Raw genomic sequence first — 21,868 nt, 5'->3', positions numbered from 1 at the left:
GGCCGTCATCGCCGACCTCCGATGTAGGCACTCACTACATCGATTCGGTTATGTCCCAATTCGTGGCTGATCTGCTGTCGCGCACGCTGATCAAGCTCTCGATCTTCTCGATGAACACGACCGCCATTGACGGGTGTATTCAAGCCAGTCAGTTGCTCATAACGCTCACAGGCGTAAGCCGCCCGCAGCTCATGAAAGCCTTTCAATCCCTGCTCATGCAGGAGGTCCCGTGCCGGCCGCACGACTGATTGCATAAAGTCTCTGTAGCTTTCATCGGGTTTTAACAGATTCCGACTGCCAGAGGGTGAGGCCTCGCTGGCCCTATCTAGGGCAACGCGGGCTTGATCAGTGATCGCTATCCAACGCGGTGCTGACGCGCCTGATCGACCGCCTTTAGTGCCGTCCTGAATGTTGATCTTGCCCAGTTGCCCGGCCTCACGTTGCAGTCGGGGCAGGTCCGCCAAGATCGCTTCACGCAGGCGCATACCAGTCTCCCGGGCCAGATGCACAATTGCGGCCACTCGCTGCTGACCTCGCTCTGACAGTGCGCGTGCGATCAACTCGATCTGAGCACGATCTTGGCCTTGCGGGGCCTCCCCGCGCACGCTTGAGCGCTGCAAACCCAGCGCCTTGCTCGGACTGGGGATTTTGACGTACTGATCACCGCGCAGCGCAGCCATCGTTCGGTTCACTGTGGACAGTCGGTTCTGCGCGGTGGCGATGCCGACGTTACCCTGATCAACCTGCTCCCGCACATAAGTGGCGTACCGCATGAGGATGTCACGGTCGATCTGTCGCGCGTCATTCATCCTCGGCCCTTCATCGGATCGACACCAATTTACGAAGGCCTGCCAGCGATCGCTGTGTGCTTTGACGGTAGCAAAATGGCCATCGCCAAATAGATCTTTCAGGGCTTGCGGTCCGGCATAGCTAAGCTGGCGACCGAAACCAAAATTACGCCCCGCTCGCTTACCGACCCGAGCCATTTTTCTGCTCCTGATCGACTGCCGTGAGATCATGCAAGAGGGCTCGCCAGTGCGCGCTCACGATAGCGAACTGAGCCCAATCCGTCGGGCGAAAACACAGCGTGTTGTCGATGACGTAAAGGTGCGCGCCCTCCTCTTTCAACCACTGAAGGATGGCTGTCGTCGAGATCATAGTTTTACGGAGGGTGGCGACAGCGGCGACACTGGCGACAACCCTTGCCCTGCCTGGCTTTGAGCGTGGCGACAAAGTGGCGACACTCGCGGCGACAAATCGCGTTTTTGGCTCCTTTTGGCGCTGAGCCAGATGGTTGCGTAGCGCTTCATCAAGATTGAACATGGCGCACCTCAAAGGTGTGGCCATCGGTAATCAACCACTGATGATCAAGCAACTCGACCAGCAGCTTGGCTGCATGACGGCTGCTCTTGCGGGCAAAGCGGGGACCGTTGCGGTTCAGGTCGCGAATACTGAAGCGCTTCCAATCCTTGACCTGCAGCCAGCGCAACAGCCGGTCAGCCTCCTCCTTAATTCGACACACTGCCTCCTGCTCAGTCAAACGCTGGATCTCGGTGAGGTAGTATCCAACTAAGGCCGAAGCCCGTTGGATATGGTCGACCTCCACGACGCTGCTCTCCTCCACAACTGCCAGGATGCCGGCGACGCGCAGCAGGTTGTCGGCGGCCTTCGATCCGCTGGGCCGTACGCTGGCCAGTTCGCCAAACTCACCCAACTGGGCTTCGATGGCGTCATGCAGATCAATCCAGCGGCGGCGCGCCAACGGACTGAGTGCCAGCGGTGATAGCTGCAAAGCACCATCAGTAGACAGTGACCAAGGCTGATGAAACAGGGCGGAGAGACGATGGTGATAGCGCTTTAGGGCGGCGTCTTTGGACAAGTCGACAGCCTGATAGCTACGTTGCCCTGCCAGGCTGGAGGGCCAGGTCATCAGACAGCGACCGAGAATGCCTTACCCCTGTAGCAACGGATCACTGAGTAACTGCATGGCCAAATACGGTTGCAGCATCAGGTGCAAGCTCACGCGCCTATCATAGGCTCGTAAGCTTTCACCAACCATGGAGCGAGCACGATCAATCGGGCTGCCGTCCCAGAGTGACGACAAGGTCGTGACCGCTTTCAAACGGTTATCCCGACTCATGGTGCTGCTACCGAGGAATTGTCCGCCCTCGTCACAGAACAGTCCCATGCTCGGTAAGTCATAACAGAGTCCCTTGATCAGGGCTTCGATAGTCGGGTCCGTGGTGATCAGCCTAGGGGCTGAGGGCTCCGCTTCGAGCTGCATTCCGTTCGAGGATTCGGGATCTGCAGGATTAATACGCTGCGCCTGCCGCTGCGCGACACGGTGCCGAGCAAGCTGTTCGCGGTAGCGCTGCCCCTGTTCACGCTCCCATTGTCGTGCAGGCAGTAATGCACATCGATCTGCCGCCGTCTTGCGATCACCAGACGCGGCCACCGTGATCAGGTACAACGACAGGGGATAACTTCTCCCATCGAGGTGTAAGCCCGCATGACCTTGAGTGGCCAGCGCTGAGGCGGCCAACACCGACTGAGCGGCCAGTGCATGGGGCACGCCAATCACTTCGGCCATGCGCTCCACCGCAGGTCCAAGAATTCCACCCAGCGCCTGCACCGGATAAGGTTCGGCCTCCGGATTCGACTCGATTAACGGTCGAGGGGATCGTGGTAGTTCAAGCTTCGGATCTAACTGCTGCATGGGCCCTCTCCTCGTTCATTGCTGGTTGTCCTCACGTAGTCCCGCCACGGCTGTTGAGTGTTATCAGGGATCAAGGCCCCTGCGGCCTGTGAGGTGTTCACTGACGCGGAACGCACAGCTCCTTACGACCGGGAGCGAGGGCATGAACCCATGAATCTGGCCTCCTTAGACGCATCCGAAGATGCGGGCGGGTGGAGACTGTGCCGACTGACGAGATCGGCACCTGGAGATCCTGAGCGGGAGAAGGCAACGACATGAACACCTGGCGCATGCCTGACTGTCAGTCAGGTGCAGCCTGTCCATAGGCTGCGGCACCGGTGCCCGTGTCGTTGCGGATGGCGACACATCGGAGTTGTCACGCCGATTATCACGAGGAGAGTTGCGGCAATGCCTTGTAAGACGTGGCTTGCAGCAGTGATACGAGCGCCCGTCTCTTTCCAGAAGAAAGAGACGGGCGCGGTTTGGCGCAGCGAGATGTGCCGAGAGGTGAGGTTGCTGCAACGCAGCGAGGTAGGCCCATCGTCTGCCGCTATGGACAGATCAGTCGAGTAGGCATCCATCACTCTTGGGGAGTGACCGTGCGAGCCACCGGACGCTAATCGCACTTCGGAAGAACCACCACGCAAGTGGCGTAGCCTTAAAGGTTCTGGCTACCTGGGCAGGTGCTGTCAACGACAGCGATCCGTGCGCCAATTTTTATACTCACTCGAAAAGGCGGTCAAGCGTCACGGCCAAAGCGTGCAAAAAGTGGCGACTATCGCCACTTTTGTCGCCATGCTCCAGACCCCGTTCTGCATGGGTTGTCGCCACTGTCGCCACTGTCGCCACTCCTCCATCCATGGCCCCACGAAAAGATTTGCTCTGACAATGAAACGGCACTGCGCTCGATAGAGATCGCGGTGCAATTAATGGCATGTAAACAACGGCGTTGAACGCTAATCAAATTTGAAATAGGAGGGCGGAATGAGCTGGCTTCGAGAAAAAGCGAGTGAACCCTCCGATCGGTGCGATCAAAGATCGCTGGATCGGAGGGTTTGGCGGGAAAAGCAAATCTCAAACGTCAAGTACAGCCTCAAGCATCAGAGTTGGCTGATTGAGAGGTGGCGGCTTCACGCCGCATGATCAGTGTCTCCTGCAAGCGCAGCAGAAGCCCGGCCTCAAACGCTTCCTGAGAATCCCCTGGCGGTACCTCAATGGCCGGCAGGAAATCGCGATCGAGCGACTAAACGAGTTTTTGCGGGTTTATGACCTACCGTACTTCATCATCAAACCCGTATGGGAGCATTGGGAAGAGGATGACAACGGGTACGCTCGCCAGGGTATGAGGCTTCGCGAGCAGGCCAAGATTATACCGAAGGACAGTGAAGTGATCCATGAGACAGCGGTAGAGCCTGCGCTTCAGTTGTTGCTAAAGCCCGCCTTTCTGAACTCCAACGCCAAGTTCATGGCCGCGCAGGAAGACTACAGGCATGGGAAATTCGGTGACTGCGTCACCAAGTGCCATAGCAGCTATGAAAGCGTGATTAAGGTGATTTGTGGCCAAAAAGGCTTTGGGTATGCCCAAGTGGACACTAGTACGTCAATTTTTTGTTAAAGGGCTCTGGCGGCATTGTAGCTAAATGCATGATAGCTTCGTTGCCTTGGAACTCCTTTGAGAATACCACCTGATAGTGGGTTTACGCTGGTCATGGATGCTCTAATCCTTGTAATTCCTTCGTGGCTGCTGGATGTTAGTCTTCTGAAAATCCCAATCATAGTGATCATCCGCGAGCGCAAGGGCGGCCAGGGCATGTCCTTACTGCAGGTCCAGTTGTTGCAACATTGTCAGTACACGCTCATCACGTGCCTTAATGTCCAGATCACCCAGGTGTGGCAAGGGCTTGATGGTACGCCGGAGGGGGGATGCACCACCAGCATCCTAAAACACCATCTGCACGGTACGGCGAATGTCCGTTCAGGGTCGATTGTGTTGAAAAAGTAGGCCTTGGCTTTCATAGCCATAGGTATCTACACATCTCTAAAGTCTTCGGCTGGGTAACCAGCCGATGGATTCTTTCGCAAAAGCCGCCAGTTCCTTCGGGTTGTACTGCTCCAATGTCTCGCACATCGCTAAAAGCATGTACAGCCCGGCCAGCAGCGCAGAGGCGGTCACTGGCTGCGAACGCTTCATCTGCCGACCCGATAAACGGACCAAAAAGCTTCGGGTCTGCTCGGCAAACTCACCCTCTGCCCGCATTAGACGCCAGCTCACCGCGCACGCCTGGCTGGCAATCAGAAGCCGTTTGAACACGGGGTTACCGATTTCCTGCTGCCAGCTTTCCAACTGATGAGCGCCCTCTTTGAGCAGTTTGAAGTAGGACTCGATACGCCAGCGCCAGTAATACCAAAGCGCCAACCGTTCACCCGCACGCTCGCCTCAAGATTGCTAAGTAAATACCACTCTGCCAACAAACGGTCGTCTGCGTCCCTGATTTGGCTAATGATCAGCCTCGCCGGCAGAGGCTCCCCAGATTGACGCAGTGCTCGACGCGCCTGCGGGTTCTTGGCTGATGGTTTGGCTGTGCGGGTCAGTACTACCGCCGTTTCAGACAACCACTGCGTGGCGGGCTTGCCCTTGTGCTGGACTGTGCGCACTGCGCTGAACGTCAAGCCACTACCGATCTCGCTCATGGACCTGGGTCGGCCTTCATAATGGGCCGTAGAGTTGGCTTTGACCCGTACCAGCCAAAGATGGCCGCCGGCTTGCCACTGCCTCAAATGCCCCACCGAGTCGGCCTCTCGATCCACTACGTGGAAGAGTGGCTTACCAAAACCCTGCTGCTCCAGCCAGGCAATACGCTGCGTCAGTTCATGCAGATGCTTGTCATGAGCCAGCACTTGCTCGGTGCGGGTACTGAGCACACCGTCCCGAGTGGCCAGGTTTTGCGCGGGCGTACAAATCGAGACGCCATCACGGTCGGTGACCAGCAGGCTGCTTTGCAGCTCGTAGCCGATATCGCCACGGTGGGTCATTTGCAGGCGATCAATCTTGCTTTGATGATGCATGTAATTGAGCCGGGACCAGTCATGCATGACCAGGGCGTAGTCATCGCAATCCTCTAGGCACCCTTCATGGGCCAGCGCCAGCAATGGCTTGACCAGATCAACGGGCCTAACCCGGTCATTACTCAATAATCGCCAAAGTGCCTACGTCTGTGCAAAAGCCTTGTCGCTGCGCGGCAATGCCTTCATCCCGGCGGCCAACGCCGGTAGTCCATTACTGTGTCCCATAACCAACTCGTCGTATCGTTTTGTCAGTCGGGCATCTAGCCCAGTCATTTGATATCCATGCCGTCCCTTTATAGACCAAGATCGGGAGATGTGTAGATACCTATGCGTTCATGGCAGAAAGTACGCGTCCGAGATTGAAATCCTGAATCTTCGCAAAGTTCGTCGGGCTGAGATTTTATATAGCAGCGTGCTAAAAAGGTGTTTTCATCGGCCAATGTTCCGGCAGATTGGGAAAACCGACTTTTCAACAAAATCGGTCTAAAGCGGTCAGTCGTGTACGGCAGCAATCGGTCCAGAGTGCGTAAAAATGCATATCAAAAATCGACGTGCGCGCTCCTACGTCAATTCTGAAAAAAGTGCGGCTAGCCCAACCTGAAATTTACGTAGGGACGCGCTTTTCAGATCGATTTTTAATCAGTCGAGTACTCGCGGGAGTTTTCACACAGCTTGGGCCAGAAGCAGTCACCGCATGGAGCGCGATAATTTAACTTTTTACGTGTCTCGGAACCCAATTTCGATAATCAGTGTCTCGTTGATAAAAAATATGACTACCGCTCACGCGAAACTTTAATATTGCCGCTGCGAACTGTGTACAAGTTGTTATTTAACTTATTGAACGAGCCATGAAATTTTCAAATTTTTCTGTAAGCACAAAAACGTACTCACAAATCACCGTGACAAAATCCAGTAGATCAATGGCGTCCTGCGGATTAATTTTTCTGATCACCCGCGTGGGCCGCAATATTACGGTAATTTTGAAGTTCTTTCCCCCATTCCAAGCCGCCTCAGATGACCGCGTATACCTTGCGTACATAAACTTCGCTGCCCCATTGAGACGGTGCATCCTGGACTACTAATACCGTATCGCCCTTCTCTACCCTGATGCGATCGTCAGTCCCGTTGCCCAGCACAACGGTTCCATCCAGTAAATGCATCCATTCGTGGCATTTGTGTGGCCGCACAACACGGCTGTAGGGCGTCGAATCCCAGATGCCTATCTTGACCGCAGGCGCAGCTTCGAAGATGCCCTTCGCTCGGCAATTCGGCACGTCGCCGGTCAACACTTCAATCGCCGGTGGTGCGGAGGGTTGAAGAACGAGCAGGGGATCAATACGGCGAATGCCTGCCTGATTAACCTTTTCTGCCAGGAGGACAAAGAACGCAAAGCGCACGGTAGCGTCAGGAATCAGCTGGATATTACTGTTTTTACCGATGACTACGCTATCGCCCGCACGCAATTCAAGGCATGCGTCGCCGTCATACAAAGTCAGCCGCCCGCGGTGTACTACCAATAGCTCGGAATAGGGGTAACTCGCTACAGTGACGTGTCTGTTCAAATCCGCGAGCCCGGCGACGTAGCTGCCTTCCTGGTAGTGAACGAGGCGGCGCATACCCGTCAGCGGGTCTGGTCCCTCAATGCTCCCCAATGGTAGATCCTGGTAAGCGCTTTCGCCGTTGGCACGACAAATCACTATTACGGATGAGTCTTGCATATTGTTTTCCTGTGAGGGGTTGAGGGGGTTAACCGATGGCCTGTGTCACCAGCACGAACTGTCGGGCTTCGGCCGCCGGCACCGGTGATTCTCCGCGCGCCATCTGCTGCACGGTATCGACTTGCGCAAGATTCAGACTGGTGAGCCAGGCGCTCAAGCCGCAGCTGGCCGTTACATCCAAGCGCACGAATGCATCCGGCACCGAAGCCAACAGGGTCGAAATGAGCCGCTTGGCCTGTTCGGCGCTCTCGGCGATCACCGGGCCGATACTGAGCCCACGGCCAAAAGGCCGCAGGGCGGCGAACGCGCAAGCGCGGCCATCACGCTCGATCACCGCCCCTTGCTGGGCGACAGCGAATACCTCTCTGATTGGCCAGGTCCGGTCCATCCCACAGGCAGCTGACGTCAGGGCCATCAGTTCGAACTGATCTTCGCCGGTCAATTCACGCAACTTTTCACCAGGAGCAAGCCGCCCCACCGGCACCACAGGGCCAGATACGCCCTGGTGCTGGTGAATCGCGGAATAAACGACAAAGCCGAGTTTTTCGTAAAGAGGCTTGCCTGCTACTGTCGCGGTCAACACCGGGATCGCCGGCTCGGCGGCGGCTAATACGCTGTCCATCAGACGCCGTCCAAGGCCTCGACCTTGATGTCGATCGCTGACGATCACCAGGCCAATCGAGGCATACGCGCCCTGCGGGCACGCGAAGGCGGTACCAATTACCTGGCCGCTTTCTTCGGCGACAAAGCCACGACTCAGGCGCAGCATCATTGCCCAATCGTCCAGGCGATGGGGCCATTTCAAGTTCAGCGAAAGCTCGTGCGCGGCTCCCAGATCATCAAGGGTCATGGGCCTTATGGTGCATTCGCCTGCCGTGGTTTCAACGTTCATCGGGCGCCTCGTTAGCGAGTGTGATGAGGAGTGGATTCGCGCTGATAACGCGCCATCGGGCACCTATATCCCACCTTCACCCCTGAGACTTCAAGACCCGCCAATAAATTCGGCACAAACCTCAAGTGCAGGGCTTCGAGACCAAAGATAGTGCTCTGGCATCACGGAAGGTTGGCAGCAAATGCTGGGCGTTTTTTCCTAACATAGAAGATCTGGAAACACGGCTATTCGTGATTTGGCATGCCTGGGAGATAGGCCTTGATGGACAGCTTCGAACCACAACAGATCAAAGGGCGCTGCGCCCACTTCATCGGTGGACAATACCGCGACGATAAAGCCGAGATGGCCGTGCAGCGACCTTCAGACGGACAGGCTTATGCCGAGTTGCCGATCGCAGATGCCACCAAGGTTGACGAAGCCGTTGAAAACGCACGCATGGCGTTCGTGCAAAGCGATTGGGCAAGCCGGCCTCCGCGCGAGCGTGCACGGGTAATGCGGCGTTGGGCCGACCTGGTAGAAGCGGATCAGGCGACCCTGGCGCCGCTGGAGGCGGTGGGCTCGACGCGGCCAGTACGCGATGTCTGCGGCTGGGACATTCCCTATGTCGCTGAAGGGATTCGCTTCTTCGCCGAGCTCGCGGACAAGCATGGCGGCCAGGTCGCCGCTACTCAGGCTGATCGCTTGGGTATGCAGATTGCTGAACCTTACGGGGTGGTCGGTGCGATCGCCCCCTGGAACTTCCCCCTGAGCATGGGCCATTGGAAGGTCGCGCCCGCTCTGGCGGCTGGCAATGCCGTGGTGCTTAAACCCTCGGAGATGACGCCCTACTCCAGCCTGCGCCTCGCCGAACTGGCCGTGCAGGCGGGATTGCCCGCTGGCATGTTCAACGTTATTCAGGGCGACGGCAGGCAAACAGGAGATGCCCTGTGCCGCCATCCGGGCATCGGCAAGGTTACCTTCACCGGCTCCACCGCGACCGGCTCCAGCATCATGTCCACCTGTGCCCTCACCGGCCCGAAGCCTGTGACACTGGAGCTGGGCGGTAAAAGCCCGCAGATCGTGTTCGCCGACGTTCCTGATATCGAACGTACCGCGCGCACTGTGGCCATGGCGATTACCGGTAACGGCGGGCAGGTATGTGTAGCCGGCTCGCGCTTGATCATCGAGCGCACGATCCTCGAACCCTTCATGCAGCTATTGGAGGCGTATTTCATCAACCTGGTGGCCGGGCCAACCTGGCGCGCTGAGACCACACTGTCGCCGATCATTTCGCAGCAGCAGGCGCTGCGAATCGACAGTATCGTGAAACGCAGTGTCAAGGCCGGCGCCGAAGTGATCACCGGCGGCACCCTGATAGAAGGCCTGGGCGGTGCTTATTATCAGCCAACGCTGTTGATGGGCGTCACAGCGGATAATCCTGCCGTGGTTGAAGAGATCTTTGGCCCCGTGCTGACCGTGCAAACCTTCGATAACGAGGAAGAAGCGTTGCAACTCGCCAATCACTCGATCTACGGACTCGCCGCCGGGGTGCATACCCGCGACATCAACCGCGCGCTGCGAATGGTACGTCGCTTGGAAGTGGGCACGGTATGGGTCAACCGGTATGGGCGAAGCAACGACAATATTCTGCCCACCGGAGGATTCAAGCGCTCCGGCATCGGCAAGGACCTCGGCCGCGAAGCATTCGAAGCCAACATGCGCTTCAAGTCAGTGCTGATCGACTTCGAACTTTGAGGCCTACCACAGTCTGCGACGGCGCCTCCAGACGCCGTTTTCGTTGATGAAAGGTTCCAGCGAGATATTCCGCGCGGTTGCGGCCGCCCTCCTGGAAACATGTATTTCCAGCGCGGAAAAGGCGCAGAAACCGGGCCTTTGCCCCATAGACGCGCACTCCGCAATCTGTGCTGTGACGCCCTCGCAAAACAGCGTTTTGTTTCTTCAAGGTCGCGCTTTAAACGTCATGTGCTGAGGCATCGATGGTGTAATGAGTTCGCTGAATGACTGGATCCGCCGAGCAGATCCGACCCCGGCATCGTTGACGCCGCACGACTTCAATGACCCACATGGACCGCCCAATGAGCATTATTCGCCCCAAGTACATCACCTTCGACTGCTATGGCACCCTCACCAACTTTCATATGGGCACCATGACCCGTGAAATGTTTGCCGACCGCGTTCCGGCTGATCGCATGGACCAGTTCGTCAAGGACTTCTCGGCCTACCGCATGGACGAAGTCATGGGCGCCTGGCAGCCCTACGATGTGGTTCTGAAGAACGCCCTCGAGCGCACCTGCAAACGCTGGGGCATCGCCTTCAAGGAAGCGGAAGGCCAAGCGTACTACGATGCCGTTCCCACCTGGGGGCCGCATCCGGACGTGACCGCAGGCCTGTCGAAGATTGCCGACAAGATCCCCTTGGTGATTTTCTCCAACGCCAGCGACTCACAGATCATGTCCAACGTCGACAAGCTCGGCGTACCGTTCCACAAAGTCTTCACTGCCGAGCAAGCGCAGATCTACAAGCCGCGCCTAGCCGCCTTCGAGTTCATGCTGGACAACCTTGGTTGCGGCCCGGAAGACGTCCTGCACGTGTCTTCGAGCTTTCGCTACGACCTGTTCTCGGCCCACGACATGGGTATCAAGAACAAGGCGTTCGTGGCCCGCAACCATGAGCAACCAGCTCACCCGTCGTACAGCTATCAGCAGATCGACGATATCGGCGGCCTGCCAGCACTGGTCGGGCTGTAAGACAACTATCTGCGGTAGGCCATGACGGTCTATTGCCCTTGGGTGGAGAGCAACATGCACAGCGAATCATACTGGCTGGATACGGCACCTGCGTTTGATACGGCGCAGATCGGGCCGGTCGAAGGCATGGTCGATGTCGCCATCGTCGGCGGCGGCTTTACCGGGCTATCCGCAGCGCAAGCGCTTTCCGCCAAAGGGGCAAGCGTCGCCGTGCTGGAGGCCAGCCGTATTATCGGTGAGGCATCCGGGCGCAACGGAGGCCAATGCAATACGGGGGTCGCACAGGATTATGCGGCATTGATGAACAAGGTTGGTCCCGAACAGGCGCGCAAGTACTACCTGGCCTATGAGGCCGCGGTCGGAACGGTGCAGCGCTTGATCGAGACAACGGGTATTGCCTGTGATTTCTCCCGCAATGGCAAGCTTAAGCTGGCGGCCAAACCACAGCACTATGACGGACTGGCCAAGTCCTACGAGTTGATTAAACGCGAAGTGGACCCGGACATCGAGCTACTCGACAGACAGCAAGTGCGAAGCGAGGTCGGTTCCGACCAGTTTCATGGCGGCCTGCTGCAGCGCAATGGCATTCAGATGCATGTCGGGCGTTTCGGCGTCGGGCTTGCCCATGTGGCTGCGCGCAATGGCGCACTGATTTTTGAGAATGCTGCGGTCAGCACCTGGCGGCGCAACGCCACCGGCTATCGCGTGGAAACCTCGCGTGGCGTGATCCAGGCCAAGCAGGTTCTCCTTGCGTCCGGTGCATCACAGGTAGGTGCGCTCAATTGGTATCGTCGCCGTATGGTGCCAGTGGGCAGCTTCATCATCGCCACCGAGCCGTTGACAGCCGCGCAGGTTGCCCAGCTATTCCCTCACCAGCGCTCCTATGTCACGAGCCGGATCATCGGCAATTACTTCCGCGTAACGCCGGACAATCGCCTGCTGTTTGGCGGGCGGGCGCGTTTCGCCATGTCGGATGGACGCAGCGATCTGAAAAGCGGAAAGATCCTGCAAACCGCCCTGGAAAAGATGTTTCCGCAGTTGCGCGACGCCAAGATCGACTACTGCTGGGGCGGCCTGGTCGACATGACCGCCGATCGCCTACCCAGAGCTGGCGAACACGACGACATCTTCCACTCCATGGGTTACAGCGGCCACGGCGTGCAGATGTCCGTGCACATGGGCCAGGTCATGGCCGAGGTAATGGACGGCCAGGGCCAACTTAACCCTTGGCGCGACCTGGACTGGCCCGCTATTCCCGGCCACTTCGGCAAGCCCTGGTTCCTCCCAGCGGTAGGTGCCTGGTACCGGCTGCAGGACCTGCTTCATTAACTGCCCGCAACACCTTTTTGCTTTTCACGCCACCTCGCCCACGGGGTGGCTTTCAATGATTATCGACGGGTGAATGGATATGACGGACAAACGAGACGAGTCTTTGCTGGTGAGCGGTCAAGAAAGCATGCGCGTGTTCGAAGGCCTCAACAAAGGCATGTCGCGCCGCGATGCGTTGCGCATGCTCGGGGTAGTTGGCGTGGTGGCGGCCAGTAGTGGCGCACTGCTCGGCGGTGGTGCATCAGCCTTCGCCGCCGAAAGCGATGGCCCGGTAGTAGGCAAACGCGGCGGTAAAATTCGCGTTGCCGGCATGTCCTCATCGACCGCTGACACGCTCGACCCAGCCAAAGGCGCACTGTCGACCGATTATGTCCGCCATTTCATGTTCTACAACGGCCTGACCAAGTTCGACAGCCACCTGGTACCGCAACTCGAACTGGCCGAGCGCATCGAGCACACCGACGCCAGCCAGTGGATTATCACCTTGCGCAAAGGCGTTACCTTCCATAACGGCAAGCCGTTGACCGCCGACGATGTGGTGTTCTCCCTGAGCCGTCACAAGGACCCGGCCACCGGCTCCAAGGTCATGCCGCTGATGGCGCAGTTCGCGGAAATCAAGGCTACCGGGGCCAGTGAGGTCACCATCCGCCTGACCGCGCCCAACGCCGAGCTGCCTTCCATCCTGGCGGTGTCGCATTTGATGATCGTTCCCCAGGGGACTACCGACTTCAGCCAAGGCATCGGTACCGGCCCATTCAAGGTCAAGGAGTTCCGTCCGGGGGTGCGCTCGATCTCGGCACGCAACGAGAGCTACTGGAAGCCAGGCCTGCCCTACCTCGATGAAATCGAGTTCATCGCCATTTCCGATGAGCCCTCGCGCGTCAACGCCCTGCTGTCGGGCGACGTGCATCTGATCAACGAGGTGAACCCGCGCTCGACCGCTCGCATCAAGTCGAGCCCCAAGCACTATTTCGTCGACGCGCCGTCGGGCAACTACACCGACCTGATCATCCGTCAAGATCAGATGCCCGGGCAGAACGCCGACTTCAGCATGGCCATGAAGTACCTGCTTGATCGCGAGCAGGTGAAATCCGCGGTATTCCGCGGCTTCGCGGTGGTCGGCAACGACCATCCGATTTCCCCTGGCTCACGCTATTTCAACGCCGACCTGCCACAGCGCGCCTACGATCCGGAGAAAGCCAAGTTCCTGCTGAAGAAGGCCGGGATGTCCGACATCAAGATGCCATTGGTGGCCTCGCCCGCCGCCACTGGCTCGGTGGATATCGCTGTACTGCTGCAGCAATCGGCCAAGCAGGCCGGCCTGGACCTTACCGTCAACCGGCTGCCAAGCGACGGCTACTGGTCCAACCACTGGATGAAGCACCCGATCAGCTTCGGCAACATCAACCCGCGCCCGAACGCCGACATCGTCTTCTCGCAATTTTTCCAGTCCACTGCGCCCTGGAACGAATCGGCCTGGAAGAACGAGCAGTTCGACCAACTGCTGATGCTCGCCCGTGGCGAGACTGATGATGCCAAGCGCGCAAAAATGTACGCGGACATGCAGACCCTGGTTCATGAGCACTCGGGCATTGGCGTGCCAGTGTTCATCAGCAATATCGACGGCGTCGACCAGCGCATCAAGGGCTACGGCAGCAACCCGCTGGGCGGTTTCATGGGCTACATGTTCGCCGAGAAAATCTGGCTGGATGCGTGACGCGTTGGTATCAAGGGCGGGAGAGCTTCGATGCATAACAAGATGTTTTGGTTGATTGCCAAACGCTTGGGGACTTCGGTGGTGACACTGTTGATCGTCTCCATCGTCGTTTTCGCCATTACCGCGGTACTACCTGGCGACGCTGCGCAGCAGGTGCTCGGGCAGTTTGCGACGCCAGAACAGGTCGCGGCCTTGCGTATCCAACTGGGCCTGGACCAGCCAGCGATAGTGCGTTACGGCCATTGGCTGCTCGGCGTGTTCACTGGTCACTTGGGCAACTCGGTGACCAACGCCATGCCGGTCAGCGAGATGATGGCTGGCAGGATGCCTAACACACTGATGCTCGCCGGAGTAACTGCGGCGGTTTCGGTGCCCGTTGCGCTGACGCTCGCTACGCTGTCGGCCATGCGCCGCGGCGGGCGACTGGATGCGGTCATCAACGTCGGGACGCTGACACTGGTCGCCGTGCCGGAGTTTCTGGTCGCCACCTTGGCGGTGCTGGTTTTCGCGGTCAAGCTCGGCTGGCTTTCGGCGTTGTCATACTCCAGCGGCGTCAGTACGCCGCTTGAGTTTCTGCGCATCTACGCGCTGCCAGTAATGACCCTGTGCTGCGTGATCGTCGCGCAAATGGCGCGGATGACGCGTTCAGCCATCATTGATCAACTGGACAGCCCCTACGTCGAAATGGCTCGCCTAAAGGGCGTGTCGCTGAGCCGGATCGTGCTGCGCCATGCACTGCCCAATGCCATCGGGCCGATTGCCAACGCCGTGGCGTTGAGCTTGTCGTACCTGCTGGGTGGCGTGGTAATCGTCGAGACCATCTTCAATTACCCAGGGATCGCCAGCCTGATGGTCGATGCCGTGACCAACCGCGACATGGCACTGGTCCAGGCCTGCACCATGCTGTTCTGCGCGGCGTATCTGCTATTGGTGCTGGTCGCCGATCTCTGCGCCATCCTTTCCAACCCGAGGCTCAGACTGCGATGAACAAGATCATGGAAAAGTCGCCGCCGGTGCTGGCAGCCTCCCGTCCCCGAGCCTCACGTTGGCGTCTAGGGCTATCCGTATCCGGCATGATCGGCGCAGTGCTCTGCGTGTTCTGGCTGTTCATCGCCTTGTTTGGCAGCATGCTGGCGCCCCATCAAGTGGGGGCCGTGGTCTCCGACAATGTCTTCGACGGGCTCAGCGTCAGCTACCTGCTGGGTACGGATTATCTGGGCCGCGACATGCTCAGCCGAGTATTGGTGGGCGCGCGCTTCACCGTGACTCTGGCGCTAGTCGCCGCATTGCTGGCCAGCAGCATAGGCGCCACTCTTGCCTTGTTTGCCGTGGTGTCGCCGCGCTGGATGGATGACGTCGTCAGCCGTCTGATGGACGCGTTGATTTCAATTCCAAGCAAGATGCTTGCGCTGGTGCTGGTATCGGCGTTCGGATCCTCAGTGCCTTTGTTGATTGCGACGGCGGTATTAAGTTTCACGCCGGGCGCCTTTCGCATCTCGCGCAGCCTAGCGGCCAACATCGAAGCGCTGGAGTACGTACAAGTCGCCAGGACCCGTGGCGAACCCCGGTTGTATATCGCACTGGTCGAGATCCTGCCAAACATGCTCAACCCGGTACTCACCGACCTCGGTGTGCGTTTTGGTCTGATCGTGTTGCTGCTCAGTGGCCTGAGCTTCCTGGGGCTGGGCGTACAACCACCGGATGCCGACCTCGGCTCGCTGGTGCGCGAAAACATCGGCGGCCTGAGCCAAGGGGCTCCTGCATTGGTGATTCCGGCGCTGGCCATCGGTTCTCTGACGGTGGGTATCAACCTACTGATCGACAGTCTTTCCAATCGGCGCGGCAAGCGTGGCGGAGGTCATTGAATGAGCGAGCTCATACAGGTTAGCCATCTACGGGTCAATGCGACGACAAACGACGGTGAAGTGGAAATCGTCAAGAACGTCAGTTTTAGCCTGCGTAAAGGCGAAGTGTTGGCGTTGATTGGTGAGTCGGGTTCGGGCAAAACAACCATCGCCCTTTCGTTGCTGGGCTATGCCCGCCAGGGGTGCCGCATCGCTGGCGGCCAGGTAAAGGTCGACGGTACAGATCTCCTCGCGCTCGGTGAGGATGGCTTGCGTATGCTGCGTGGCAATCGCGTGTCCTACATCGCCCAAAGCGCGGCGGCCGCGTTCAATCCAGCACAGCGCCTGATCGACCAGGTGGTCGAAGGGGCAATGATCCACCAGTTGGGGTCGCGCAAGGCGCTGGAAGCCAAGGCCATCGCGCTGTTTCGTGACCTAGCGCTGCCCGATCCGGAGAATATCGGCCAGCGCTATCCGCACCAGGTGTCTGGCGGGCAGTTGCAGCGGGTCATGGCGGCCATGGCGCTGATCAGCGATCCGCTGCTGGTAGTGTTGGACGAACCCACCACTGCGTTGGACGTTACCACTCAGATCGACGTCTTGATCGCCTTCAAGAAAGTTGTGCGAGAACGCGGCGCTACCGCGGTCTACGTCAGCCATGACTTGGCGGTCGTGGCGCAGATGGCTGATCAGATCGTGGTACTTAAGGGTGGTCAGGTCATGGAGCACTGCACCACCGCACAGATCCTCGACGCCCCCAGCCATGAATACACCCGCAGCCTGATTGCCGCTGCACGGCACGAAGCAACCGGCGATCACGACTACATCGCTACCGGCGATAACACCGCGCCCCTGCTGAAGATCGAAGGCTTGATTGCAGGCTACGGCCCACGAGACATGAAGGGCTTGCCCTCGATACGGGTGCTGGAGGATGTCGACCTGGTGATCGGTCGTGGCCAGGCAATCGGTGTAATTGGCGAGTCTGGGTCGGGCAAGTCAACCCTTGCCCGCGTCGTTTCCGGACTGCTGGAACCGGCCCGCGGCACTGTCACTTTTCAAGGTTCGCCCCTGAGCGGCAGGCTGGAAGAGCGTACGCCGGACCAGTTCCGGCGGATCCAGATGGTGTTTCAGAATGCCGATACGGCGCTCAATCCCATGCACACCGTCGCGCGCATCCTGGGCCGTCCTTTGCAGGCTTACCACGGGCTAAAAGGCCGTGCGCGTGCACAGCGAATCGACGAGCTACTGGACCTGGTCAAGCTGCCACAGGCCTTGGCCGAGCGCCGGCCTAGCGAGCTGTCCGGCGGCCAGAAACAGCGGATCAACCTCGCCCGCGCGCTCGCCGCAGAACCAGACCTCATCCTCTGCGACGAAGTGACCTCCGCTCTGGATACGGTGGTTGGCGCCGCGATTCTCGAGTTACTTGAGGACCTGCGCAAGAAACTTGGCGTGTCATATCTGTTTATCAGCCACGACATCTCCACCGTCCGCGCTTTGTGCGATGAGGTGGTGGTGATGTACAGCGGCCATCGCGTCGAGTCCGGTCCCAAGGCCGCGTTGGCACAATCACCGTTCCACCCCTACACCCACCTGCTGGTGCACTCGGTGCCGCAATTGCGCCAGGGATGGCTGGAAGCCACCGATATCGTCCAGACCTTGCCGACCGTTTCCGCGGCGTCGACCCATGGGGAGCTGTGCACCTTCCTTGACCGTTGCCCGATGCGCGTCGAGGGATTGTGCAACCGCACGGCCCCAGGGCTGCGTTTTATCGCCGGCGGCAGCCAGGTGCTATGCCATCTGGACAGCGATCAACTGCTCGAAGGACAACGGACCAAAGCACAAGCGACAGAAGGAGTACCGGCATGACCGCAAGATTTATCCGCCTTGCCGAACTGGACCGGCCAACGGTGGCGTTTACCGTCGACGGCCAAGACGTACAGGGCCTAGCTGGCGACACCTTGATGGTCGCCTTGCTGACCCAAGGCAGCGCGTTGCGCACCTCCGAATTCGATAGTGGCAAACGCGCCGGTTTCTGTCTGATGGCTGCCTGCCAGGACTGCTGGGTGTGGACCCGCAGCGGCGAACGGCTGCGCGCTTGCTCGGTGGAAGTGCGCGACGGGCTGGACATCATCACTTCACAACCGGAGCTGACATGGCCAACCCACGCGTAGTGATAGTCGGCGCGGGCCCCGCGGGTATACGTTGCGCCGAGATGCTGGTGGAGTACGGCATCCAGCCGGTGCTCGTCAATGAGGGCAGCCGTGATGGCGGGCAGATCTATCGTCGCCAACCGGTGCATTTCCGTCGTTCCTACGAGCAGCTCTACGGTGCCGAGGCGGACAATGCCAAGGCGCTGCACCAATGCTTCGATGCGCTGCGGCTAAGGGTGGATTACCGACCCGACACTACCGTGTGGAACCTGGCCGAAGGCGAACTGCATTGCGCGAGCGACGGGCAGCACAGCAGCATCGCCTTTGACCGCCTGGTGCTGTGTACCGGCGCCACGGATCGGCTGATGCCGGTCAAAGGCTGGCAGCTCGCCGGCTGCTACAGCCTGGGCGGCGCGCAGATTGCACTCAAGGCCCAGGCAGTGTCCATTGGCCGCGCGGTGGTATTCATGGGGACCGGGCCGCTGCTTTATCTGGTGGCCAGCCAATACGTCAAGGCGGGCGCGCGGGTCGCGACGGTACTCGATACTTCACCGTTCTTCAACCGTGTCAGGGCCATGCCAAAGTTGCTGGCACGCCCGGCCCTGGTGGCCAACGGCATGGGGTTGTTGGCGGCCTTGTATGCGGCCAGGGTACCCGTGCATTTCGGGGTGGAGCTGAACGAGGTGCAGGGCGACCCGATTTCCGGTGTCAGCGCCGTGCGCTTCAAGACCGCCCAGGGCGCTGTGCAGACCATTACCTGCGATGCCGTCGCCATGGGCTACCACCTGCGGCCGGAAACCCAGCTGGCCGACCTCGCCGGCTGCGCCTTCAGCTTCGACACCGTGCAGGGCCAGTGGGTGCTGGAACTCGATGCCGACGGCCGTACTTCGGTGCCTGGCATCTATGCCGCCGGCGATGGCGCACGCGTCCGGGGCGCCGACGGTGCACAGCGGGCTGGGCGAATCGCGGCGCTGGCGGTGCTGGAGGATTTGCGCAAACCCCATGATCCCGGGCTGAAAGCACAGCTATTGGGTGAAATGGTGCAGATGGACAGGTTTCGTGAAGGCCTGGCGCAGGCCTTTCCCTGGCCGGCACAACGGCTGGACCCCCTACCCGACGATGCCATAGTGTGCCGCTGCGAAATGATCAGCGCCGGCGAGCTGCGCGATGCGGTGCGCGCCAAAGGCGCCTGCGAAGTCAACCGTGCCAAGGCCTTCAGCCGCGTCGGCATGGGCCGCTGCCAAGGCCGCTACTGTTCCCAGGCGGGCGCGCAGATCATCGCCGACGCCGCGGGGATCGATGTCGTCGAGGTCGGCCGCCAGCGCGGCCAAGCCCCGGTAAAACCCCTGACGATGGACCTGATCCGGAGCCCCCAATGAACGAGCGTCAGAGTGACGTACTGATCATCGGTGGCGGCCTGATGGGCGCCGCTTCAGCCTTCTTCCTGCGCCAGCGCGGCCAATCGGTAACCTTGCTGGAACGCGATCTGGTGGGTCAGTACGCCAGCGGTGTGAATTTCGGCAATGTTCGGCGCCAGGGTCGCTTTCTCGGCCAGCTGGAGCTCGCCAACCGCTCGTTCGCCCTGTGGAAACGCCTGCCCGAGCTGATCGACGACGACCTGGAGTTTCTACCTAGCGGCCACATGCGCGTTTGCTACCGCGAAGACGAGATCGAGGAGCTGCGTGCCTACGCCGCTCGCCCCGAGGCGCGTGAACTGGATCTACAGATCTACACCGGTCGCGAACTGCACGAGCGCTTTCCGTTTCTGGGGCCTCGGGTAACGGGAGGGTCTTACGCGCCACATGATGGCCATGCCAACCCACGCCTTGCCGCGCCCGCTTTCGCCCGCGCCGCCGTACGCGCCGGCGCGTCGGTCGAAGAGCACATAGAAGTCGAGCACGTGGAGAAGGTCGGCGACGGCTTTCGCGTGACCACCACCACAGGCGCCGTCTATCGCGCGGCCACTCTGCTGGTGACCGCAGGGGCCTGGGGTGATCGCCTTTCCGCGCAGTTCGGTGAACCGGTTCCCCTGGACACCCACGGCCCGCAAATGGCGGTCACCGAGCCCGTTCCCTATGCGCTCAAGACCGTGATCGGCGTCTACACCAAGATCCCCGAGGAAGTGATCTACTTCCGCCAGATTGCCCGCGGCAACATCGTCATCGGCGGCGGCTATCGCAGCAAGCCGGATATGGACCGCCGCCGCGCCCATGTCGAGCCGCGCAGCATTCTTAACCAGATCGAGCAGATGCGCGAGCTAGCCCCTGGGCTGGCCCATCTGAACATCATCAGGGCGTGGAGCGGTATTGAAAGCTACCTGCCCGATTCCCTGCCGATCATGGGGCCAAGCTTTACCACGGATGGGCTCTTCTACGCCTTCGGCTTTTGCGGCCATGGCTTCCAGCTAGGGCCTGGAGTGGGTGACGTCATGGCAGAACTGATCAGCACCGGCAGCACCTCGACCTTGATCGAACCCTTCCACATCCGCAGATTTGCCCCCACCCCCTCGCTATGGAGCCAGGTGTGATGAATACCCGCGTGCAGCAACTGCTTGATCGACTGATCGCCTTCGATACCGTCTCAGTGAACTCTAATCTTGACCTGATCGAATACGTTCGCCTGATGCTGTCGGCACACGGCATCGAGTCGACTTTGGTCAAAGATGAAACCGGCAGTAAAGCCAACCTGTTCGCCAGCGTTGGGCCTGAGGGGGTTCCCGGCATTCTCCTTTCCGGACATACCGACGTGGTCCCTGCGGCCGGCCAAGCATGGACTGTAGCCCCCTTCAAGGCAACCCAGGCCGATGGACGCATCTATGGTCGGGGCACTTGCGATATGAAGGGTTTCATTGCCGTGGCGATTGATACCCTGCTCACAGCTAAAAACCTACCACTCAAGCGGCCTCTGCAGTTGGCGCTGTCCTACGATGAGGAAATCGGCTGTGTGGGCGTACGACGCCTGCTTGACCTGCTGGAAAAATCCCCGAGGCAGCCATTTCTCTGCGTAGTCGGTGAGCCGACGATGATGCAGTTCGCGGTGGGGCACAAAGGCAAGACGTCGTGCCGCGTGCATTGCCATGGGCAGGAGGCGCATTCGTCGTTGTCGCCCTTGGCAACCAACGCCATTCACCTGGCCAGCGACTTCGTCAGTGGTTTGCGCCGCGAACAACAGCGCCTAGCCAGCGCGGGGGCCCGAGACGCCGAGTACGACGTACCCTACACCACTTTGCATGTCGGCACCATCAACGGCGGCAAGGCTCTGAACATCGTACCGAACCTGTGCACGTTGGACTTTGAAATCCGCAACCTGCCCGCGGACGACCCGCAACCTTTACTGGACCACCTGGAAAGCCTCGCCGAGTCCATTGCCAAAGAGGCCCGTACGCTTTCTCCCGTGTCCGCCGTGCATATCGAAACGCTCAACGACTATCCTGGCCTGGATACCTCACCCACGCTGGACGCCGTCCGGCTGCTGGAGCGCTTCGTACCTCCGAGCACGCGGCGCATCAAGGTCGCCTTCGGCACCGAAGGCGGAATGATCAGCGAACGGCTAGGCGTACCCGTGGTGGTGTGCGGGCCGGGCTCGATCGAACAGGCACACAAACCCGATGAATACGTAGAGATCAGCCAGCTGAAGGCTTGCGAGGACTTTCTCGCCAAGCTTGCTCAGTCGCTATGCTAAGCCATATTTGCGCTGTAAACAGGACACCG

19 protein-coding genes and 1 pseudogene are annotated in these 21,868 nt (G+C 59.5%); 13 read left to right on the top strand and 7 right to left on the bottom strand.

What is annotated here, in order from left to right:
- Window positions 1–5 precede the first annotated feature (5 nt).
- The 3 genes and pseudogenes from ACYZUD_RS27670 to ACYZUD_RS27660 form a co-directional block, all read right to left on the bottom strand.
- On the bottom strand, window positions 6–986 hold the full coding sequence (locus ACYZUD_RS27670; RefSeq protein WP_462025125.1) for an integrase domain-containing protein: 981 nt from the start codon (window positions 984–986) through the stop codon (window positions 6–8).
- Window positions 970–1,323 (bottom strand): hypothetical protein, encoded by a 354-nt coding sequence (locus ACYZUD_RS27665; protein WP_462021050.1) that lies wholly within the window; start codon window positions 1,321–1,323, stop codon window positions 970–972. The genes ACYZUD_RS27670 and ACYZUD_RS27665 overlap by 17 nt, the downstream gene beginning before the upstream one ends.
- Window positions 1,310–2,716 (bottom strand): annotated as a pseudogene (locus ACYZUD_RS27660) (YfjI family protein). The gene ACYZUD_RS27665 and the pseudogene ACYZUD_RS27660 overlap by 14 nt, the downstream one beginning before the upstream one ends.
- Before the next feature lie 1,093 nt (window positions 2,717–3,809).
- On the opposite strand from ACYZUD_RS27660, the gene ACYZUD_RS27655 reads away from it, so the two are divergent.
- Entirely contained in the window at window positions 3,810–4,310 is a 501-nt protein-coding gene (locus tag ACYZUD_RS27655) for a DUF7014 domain-containing protein (RefSeq protein WP_462021049.1), read from the top strand.
- 93 nt (window positions 4,311–4,403) lie between these two features.
- The gene (locus tag ACYZUD_RS27650; RefSeq protein ID WP_462021048.1) at window positions 4,404–4,697 is read left to right on the top strand and encodes a hypothetical protein; all 294 of its coding nucleotides are present in this window, start codon (window positions 4,404–4,406) and stop codon (window positions 4,695–4,697) included.
- A 36-nt stretch (window positions 4,698–4,733) separates the two neighbouring features.
- Here the strand turns inward: ACYZUD_RS27650 and ACYZUD_RS27645 are convergent, their stop codons facing one another.
- From ACYZUD_RS27645 to ACYZUD_RS27630, 4 genes are all read right to left on the bottom strand, one after another.
- Window positions 4,734–5,006 (bottom strand): hypothetical protein, encoded by a 273-nt coding sequence (locus tag ACYZUD_RS27645; protein WP_462021047.1) that lies wholly within the window; start codon window positions 5,004–5,006, stop codon window positions 4,734–4,736.
- Window positions 4,988–5,845, bottom strand: a complete 858-nt coding sequence (locus ACYZUD_RS27640) for a hypothetical protein (protein ID WP_462021046.1) — start codon at window positions 5,843–5,845, stop codon at window positions 4,988–4,990. The genes ACYZUD_RS27645 and ACYZUD_RS27640 overlap by 19 nt, the downstream gene beginning before the upstream one ends.
- Before the next feature lie 926 nt (window positions 5,846–6,771).
- Entirely contained in the window at window positions 6,772–7,479 is a 708-nt protein-coding gene (locus tag ACYZUD_RS27635) for a cupin domain-containing protein (RefSeq protein WP_462021045.1), read from the bottom strand.
- 28 nt (window positions 7,480–7,507) lie between these two features.
- Window positions 7,508–8,371 (bottom strand): GNAT family N-acetyltransferase, encoded by an 864-nt coding sequence (locus ACYZUD_RS27630; protein ID WP_462021044.1) that lies wholly within the window; start codon window positions 8,369–8,371, stop codon window positions 7,508–7,510.
- 261 nt (window positions 8,372–8,632) lie between these two features.
- On the opposite strand from ACYZUD_RS27630, the gene ACYZUD_RS27625 reads away from it, so the two are divergent.
- From ACYZUD_RS27625 to argE, 11 genes are all read left to right on the top strand, one after another.
- Window positions 8,633–10,105 carry an aldehyde dehydrogenase family protein gene (locus tag ACYZUD_RS27625; RefSeq protein ID WP_462021043.1) on the top strand — a complete coding sequence of 491 codons (1,473 nt, stop codon included), beginning with the start codon at window positions 8,633–8,635 and terminating at the stop codon, window positions 10,103–10,105.
- A gap of 341 nt (window positions 10,106–10,446) precedes the next feature.
- A complete protein-coding gene (locus ACYZUD_RS27620) occupies window positions 10,447–11,118 on the top strand; it encodes a haloacid dehalogenase type II (protein ID WP_462021042.1) in 672 nt (223 codons plus the stop codon).
- Between the two features lie 54 nt (window positions 11,119–11,172).
- Window positions 11,173–12,447, top strand: a complete 1,275-nt coding sequence (locus ACYZUD_RS27615; RefSeq protein WP_462021041.1) for an NAD(P)/FAD-dependent oxidoreductase — start codon at window positions 11,173–11,175, stop codon at window positions 12,445–12,447.
- 79 nt (window positions 12,448–12,526) lie between these two features.
- Window positions 12,527–14,164, top strand: coding sequence for an ABC transporter substrate-binding protein (locus ACYZUD_RS27610; RefSeq protein WP_462021040.1), 1,638 nt, complete (start codon window positions 12,527–12,529; stop codon window positions 14,162–14,164).
- Window positions 14,165–14,194: 30 nt separating this feature from the next.
- Window positions 14,195–15,151: an ABC transporter permease gene (locus tag ACYZUD_RS27605; RefSeq protein WP_462021039.1), complete on the top strand. Its 957-nt coding sequence runs from the start codon at window positions 14,195–14,197 to the stop codon at window positions 15,149–15,151.
- Window positions 15,148–16,029 (top strand): ABC transporter permease, encoded by an 882-nt coding sequence (locus ACYZUD_RS27600; protein WP_462021038.1) that lies wholly within the window; start codon window positions 15,148–15,150, stop codon window positions 16,027–16,029. Before ACYZUD_RS27605 ends, ACYZUD_RS27600 begins: the two co-directional genes overlap by 4 nt.
- Window positions 16,030–17,874: an ABC transporter ATP-binding protein gene (locus ACYZUD_RS27595; RefSeq protein WP_462021037.1), complete on the top strand. Its 1,845-nt coding sequence runs from the start codon at window positions 16,030–16,032 to the stop codon at window positions 17,872–17,874.
- Window positions 17,871–18,179 (top strand): (2Fe-2S)-binding protein, encoded by a 309-nt coding sequence (locus tag ACYZUD_RS27590; protein WP_462021036.1) that lies wholly within the window; start codon window positions 17,871–17,873, stop codon window positions 18,177–18,179. The genes ACYZUD_RS27595 and ACYZUD_RS27590 overlap by 4 nt, the downstream gene beginning before the upstream one ends.
- Window positions 18,161–19,537 carry an FAD/NAD(P)-dependent oxidoreductase gene (locus ACYZUD_RS27585; protein WP_462021035.1) on the top strand — a complete coding sequence of 459 codons (1,377 nt, stop codon included), beginning with the start codon at window positions 18,161–18,163 and terminating at the stop codon, window positions 19,535–19,537. Before ACYZUD_RS27590 ends, ACYZUD_RS27585 begins: the two co-directional genes overlap by 19 nt.
- Complete coding sequence (locus ACYZUD_RS27580; RefSeq protein WP_462021034.1) at window positions 19,534–20,685, top strand: NAD(P)/FAD-dependent oxidoreductase; 1,152 nt, start codon at window positions 19,534–19,536, stop codon at window positions 20,683–20,685. The genes ACYZUD_RS27585 and ACYZUD_RS27580 overlap by 4 nt, the downstream gene beginning before the upstream one ends.
- The gene (gene argE, locus ACYZUD_RS27575; protein ID WP_462021033.1) at window positions 20,685–21,839 is read left to right on the top strand and encodes an acetylornithine deacetylase; all 1,155 of its coding nucleotides are present in this window, start codon (window positions 20,685–20,687) and stop codon (window positions 21,837–21,839) included. Before ACYZUD_RS27580 ends, argE begins: the two co-directional genes overlap by 1 nt.
- Window positions 21,840–21,868: the final 29 nt, after the last annotated feature.

The sequence above is a fragment of the Pseudomonas sp. XS1P51 genome (assembly GCF_054897845.1).
The sequence above is the reverse complement of the archived record's forward strand: the minus strand, read 5'-3'. Positions and strand labels throughout refer to the sequence as shown.

Excerpts from the sequence above, each read along its gene's own strand:
- ACYZUD_RS27670 (WP_462025125.1), bottom strand. The coding sequence starts at position 986 with ATGGCTCGGGTCGGTAAGCGAGCGGGGCGTAATTTTGGTTTCGGTCGC.
- ACYZUD_RS27665 (WP_462021050.1), bottom strand. The coding sequence starts at position 1,323 with ATGTTCAATCTTGATGAAGCGCTACGCAACCATCTGGCTCAGCGCCAA.
- ACYZUD_RS27650 (WP_462021048.1), top strand. The coding sequence starts at position 4,404 with ATGGATGCTCTAATCCTTGTAATTCCTTCGTGGCTGCTGGATGTTAGT.
- ACYZUD_RS27635 (WP_462021045.1), bottom strand. The coding sequence starts at position 7,479 with ATGCAAGACTCATCCGTAATAGTGATTTGTCGTGCCAACGGCGAAAGC.
- ACYZUD_RS27630 (WP_462021044.1), bottom strand. The coding sequence starts at position 8,371 with ATGAACGTTGAAACCACGGCAGGCGAATGCACCATAAGGCCCATGACC.
- ACYZUD_RS27625 (WP_462021043.1), top strand. The coding sequence starts at position 8,633 with ATGGACAGCTTCGAACCACAACAGATCAAAGGGCGCTGCGCCCACTTC.
- ACYZUD_RS27620 (WP_462021042.1), top strand. The coding sequence starts at position 10,447 with ATGAGCATTATTCGCCCCAAGTACATCACCTTCGACTGCTATGGCACC.
- ACYZUD_RS27615 (WP_462021041.1), top strand. The coding sequence starts at position 11,173 with ATGCACAGCGAATCATACTGGCTGGATACGGCACCTGCGTTTGATACG.
- ACYZUD_RS27610 (WP_462021040.1), top strand. The coding sequence starts at position 12,527 with ATGACGGACAAACGAGACGAGTCTTTGCTGGTGAGCGGTCAAGAAAGC.
- ACYZUD_RS27605 (WP_462021039.1), top strand. The coding sequence starts at position 14,195 with ATGCATAACAAGATGTTTTGGTTGATTGCCAAACGCTTGGGGACTTCG.
- ACYZUD_RS27600 (WP_462021038.1), top strand. The coding sequence starts at position 15,148 with ATGAACAAGATCATGGAAAAGTCGCCGCCGGTGCTGGCAGCCTCCCGT.
- ACYZUD_RS27595 (WP_462021037.1), top strand. The coding sequence starts at position 16,030 with ATGAGCGAGCTCATACAGGTTAGCCATCTACGGGTCAATGCGACGACA.
- ACYZUD_RS27590 (WP_462021036.1), top strand. The coding sequence starts at position 17,871 with ATGACCGCAAGATTTATCCGCCTTGCCGAACTGGACCGGCCAACGGTG.
- ACYZUD_RS27585 (WP_462021035.1), top strand. The coding sequence starts at position 18,161 with ATGGCCAACCCACGCGTAGTGATAGTCGGCGCGGGCCCCGCGGGTATA.
- ACYZUD_RS27580 (WP_462021034.1), top strand. The coding sequence starts at position 19,534 with ATGAACGAGCGTCAGAGTGACGTACTGATCATCGGTGGCGGCCTGATG.
- argE (WP_462021033.1), top strand. The coding sequence starts at position 20,685 with ATGAATACCCGCGTGCAGCAACTGCTTGATCGACTGATCGCCTTCGAT.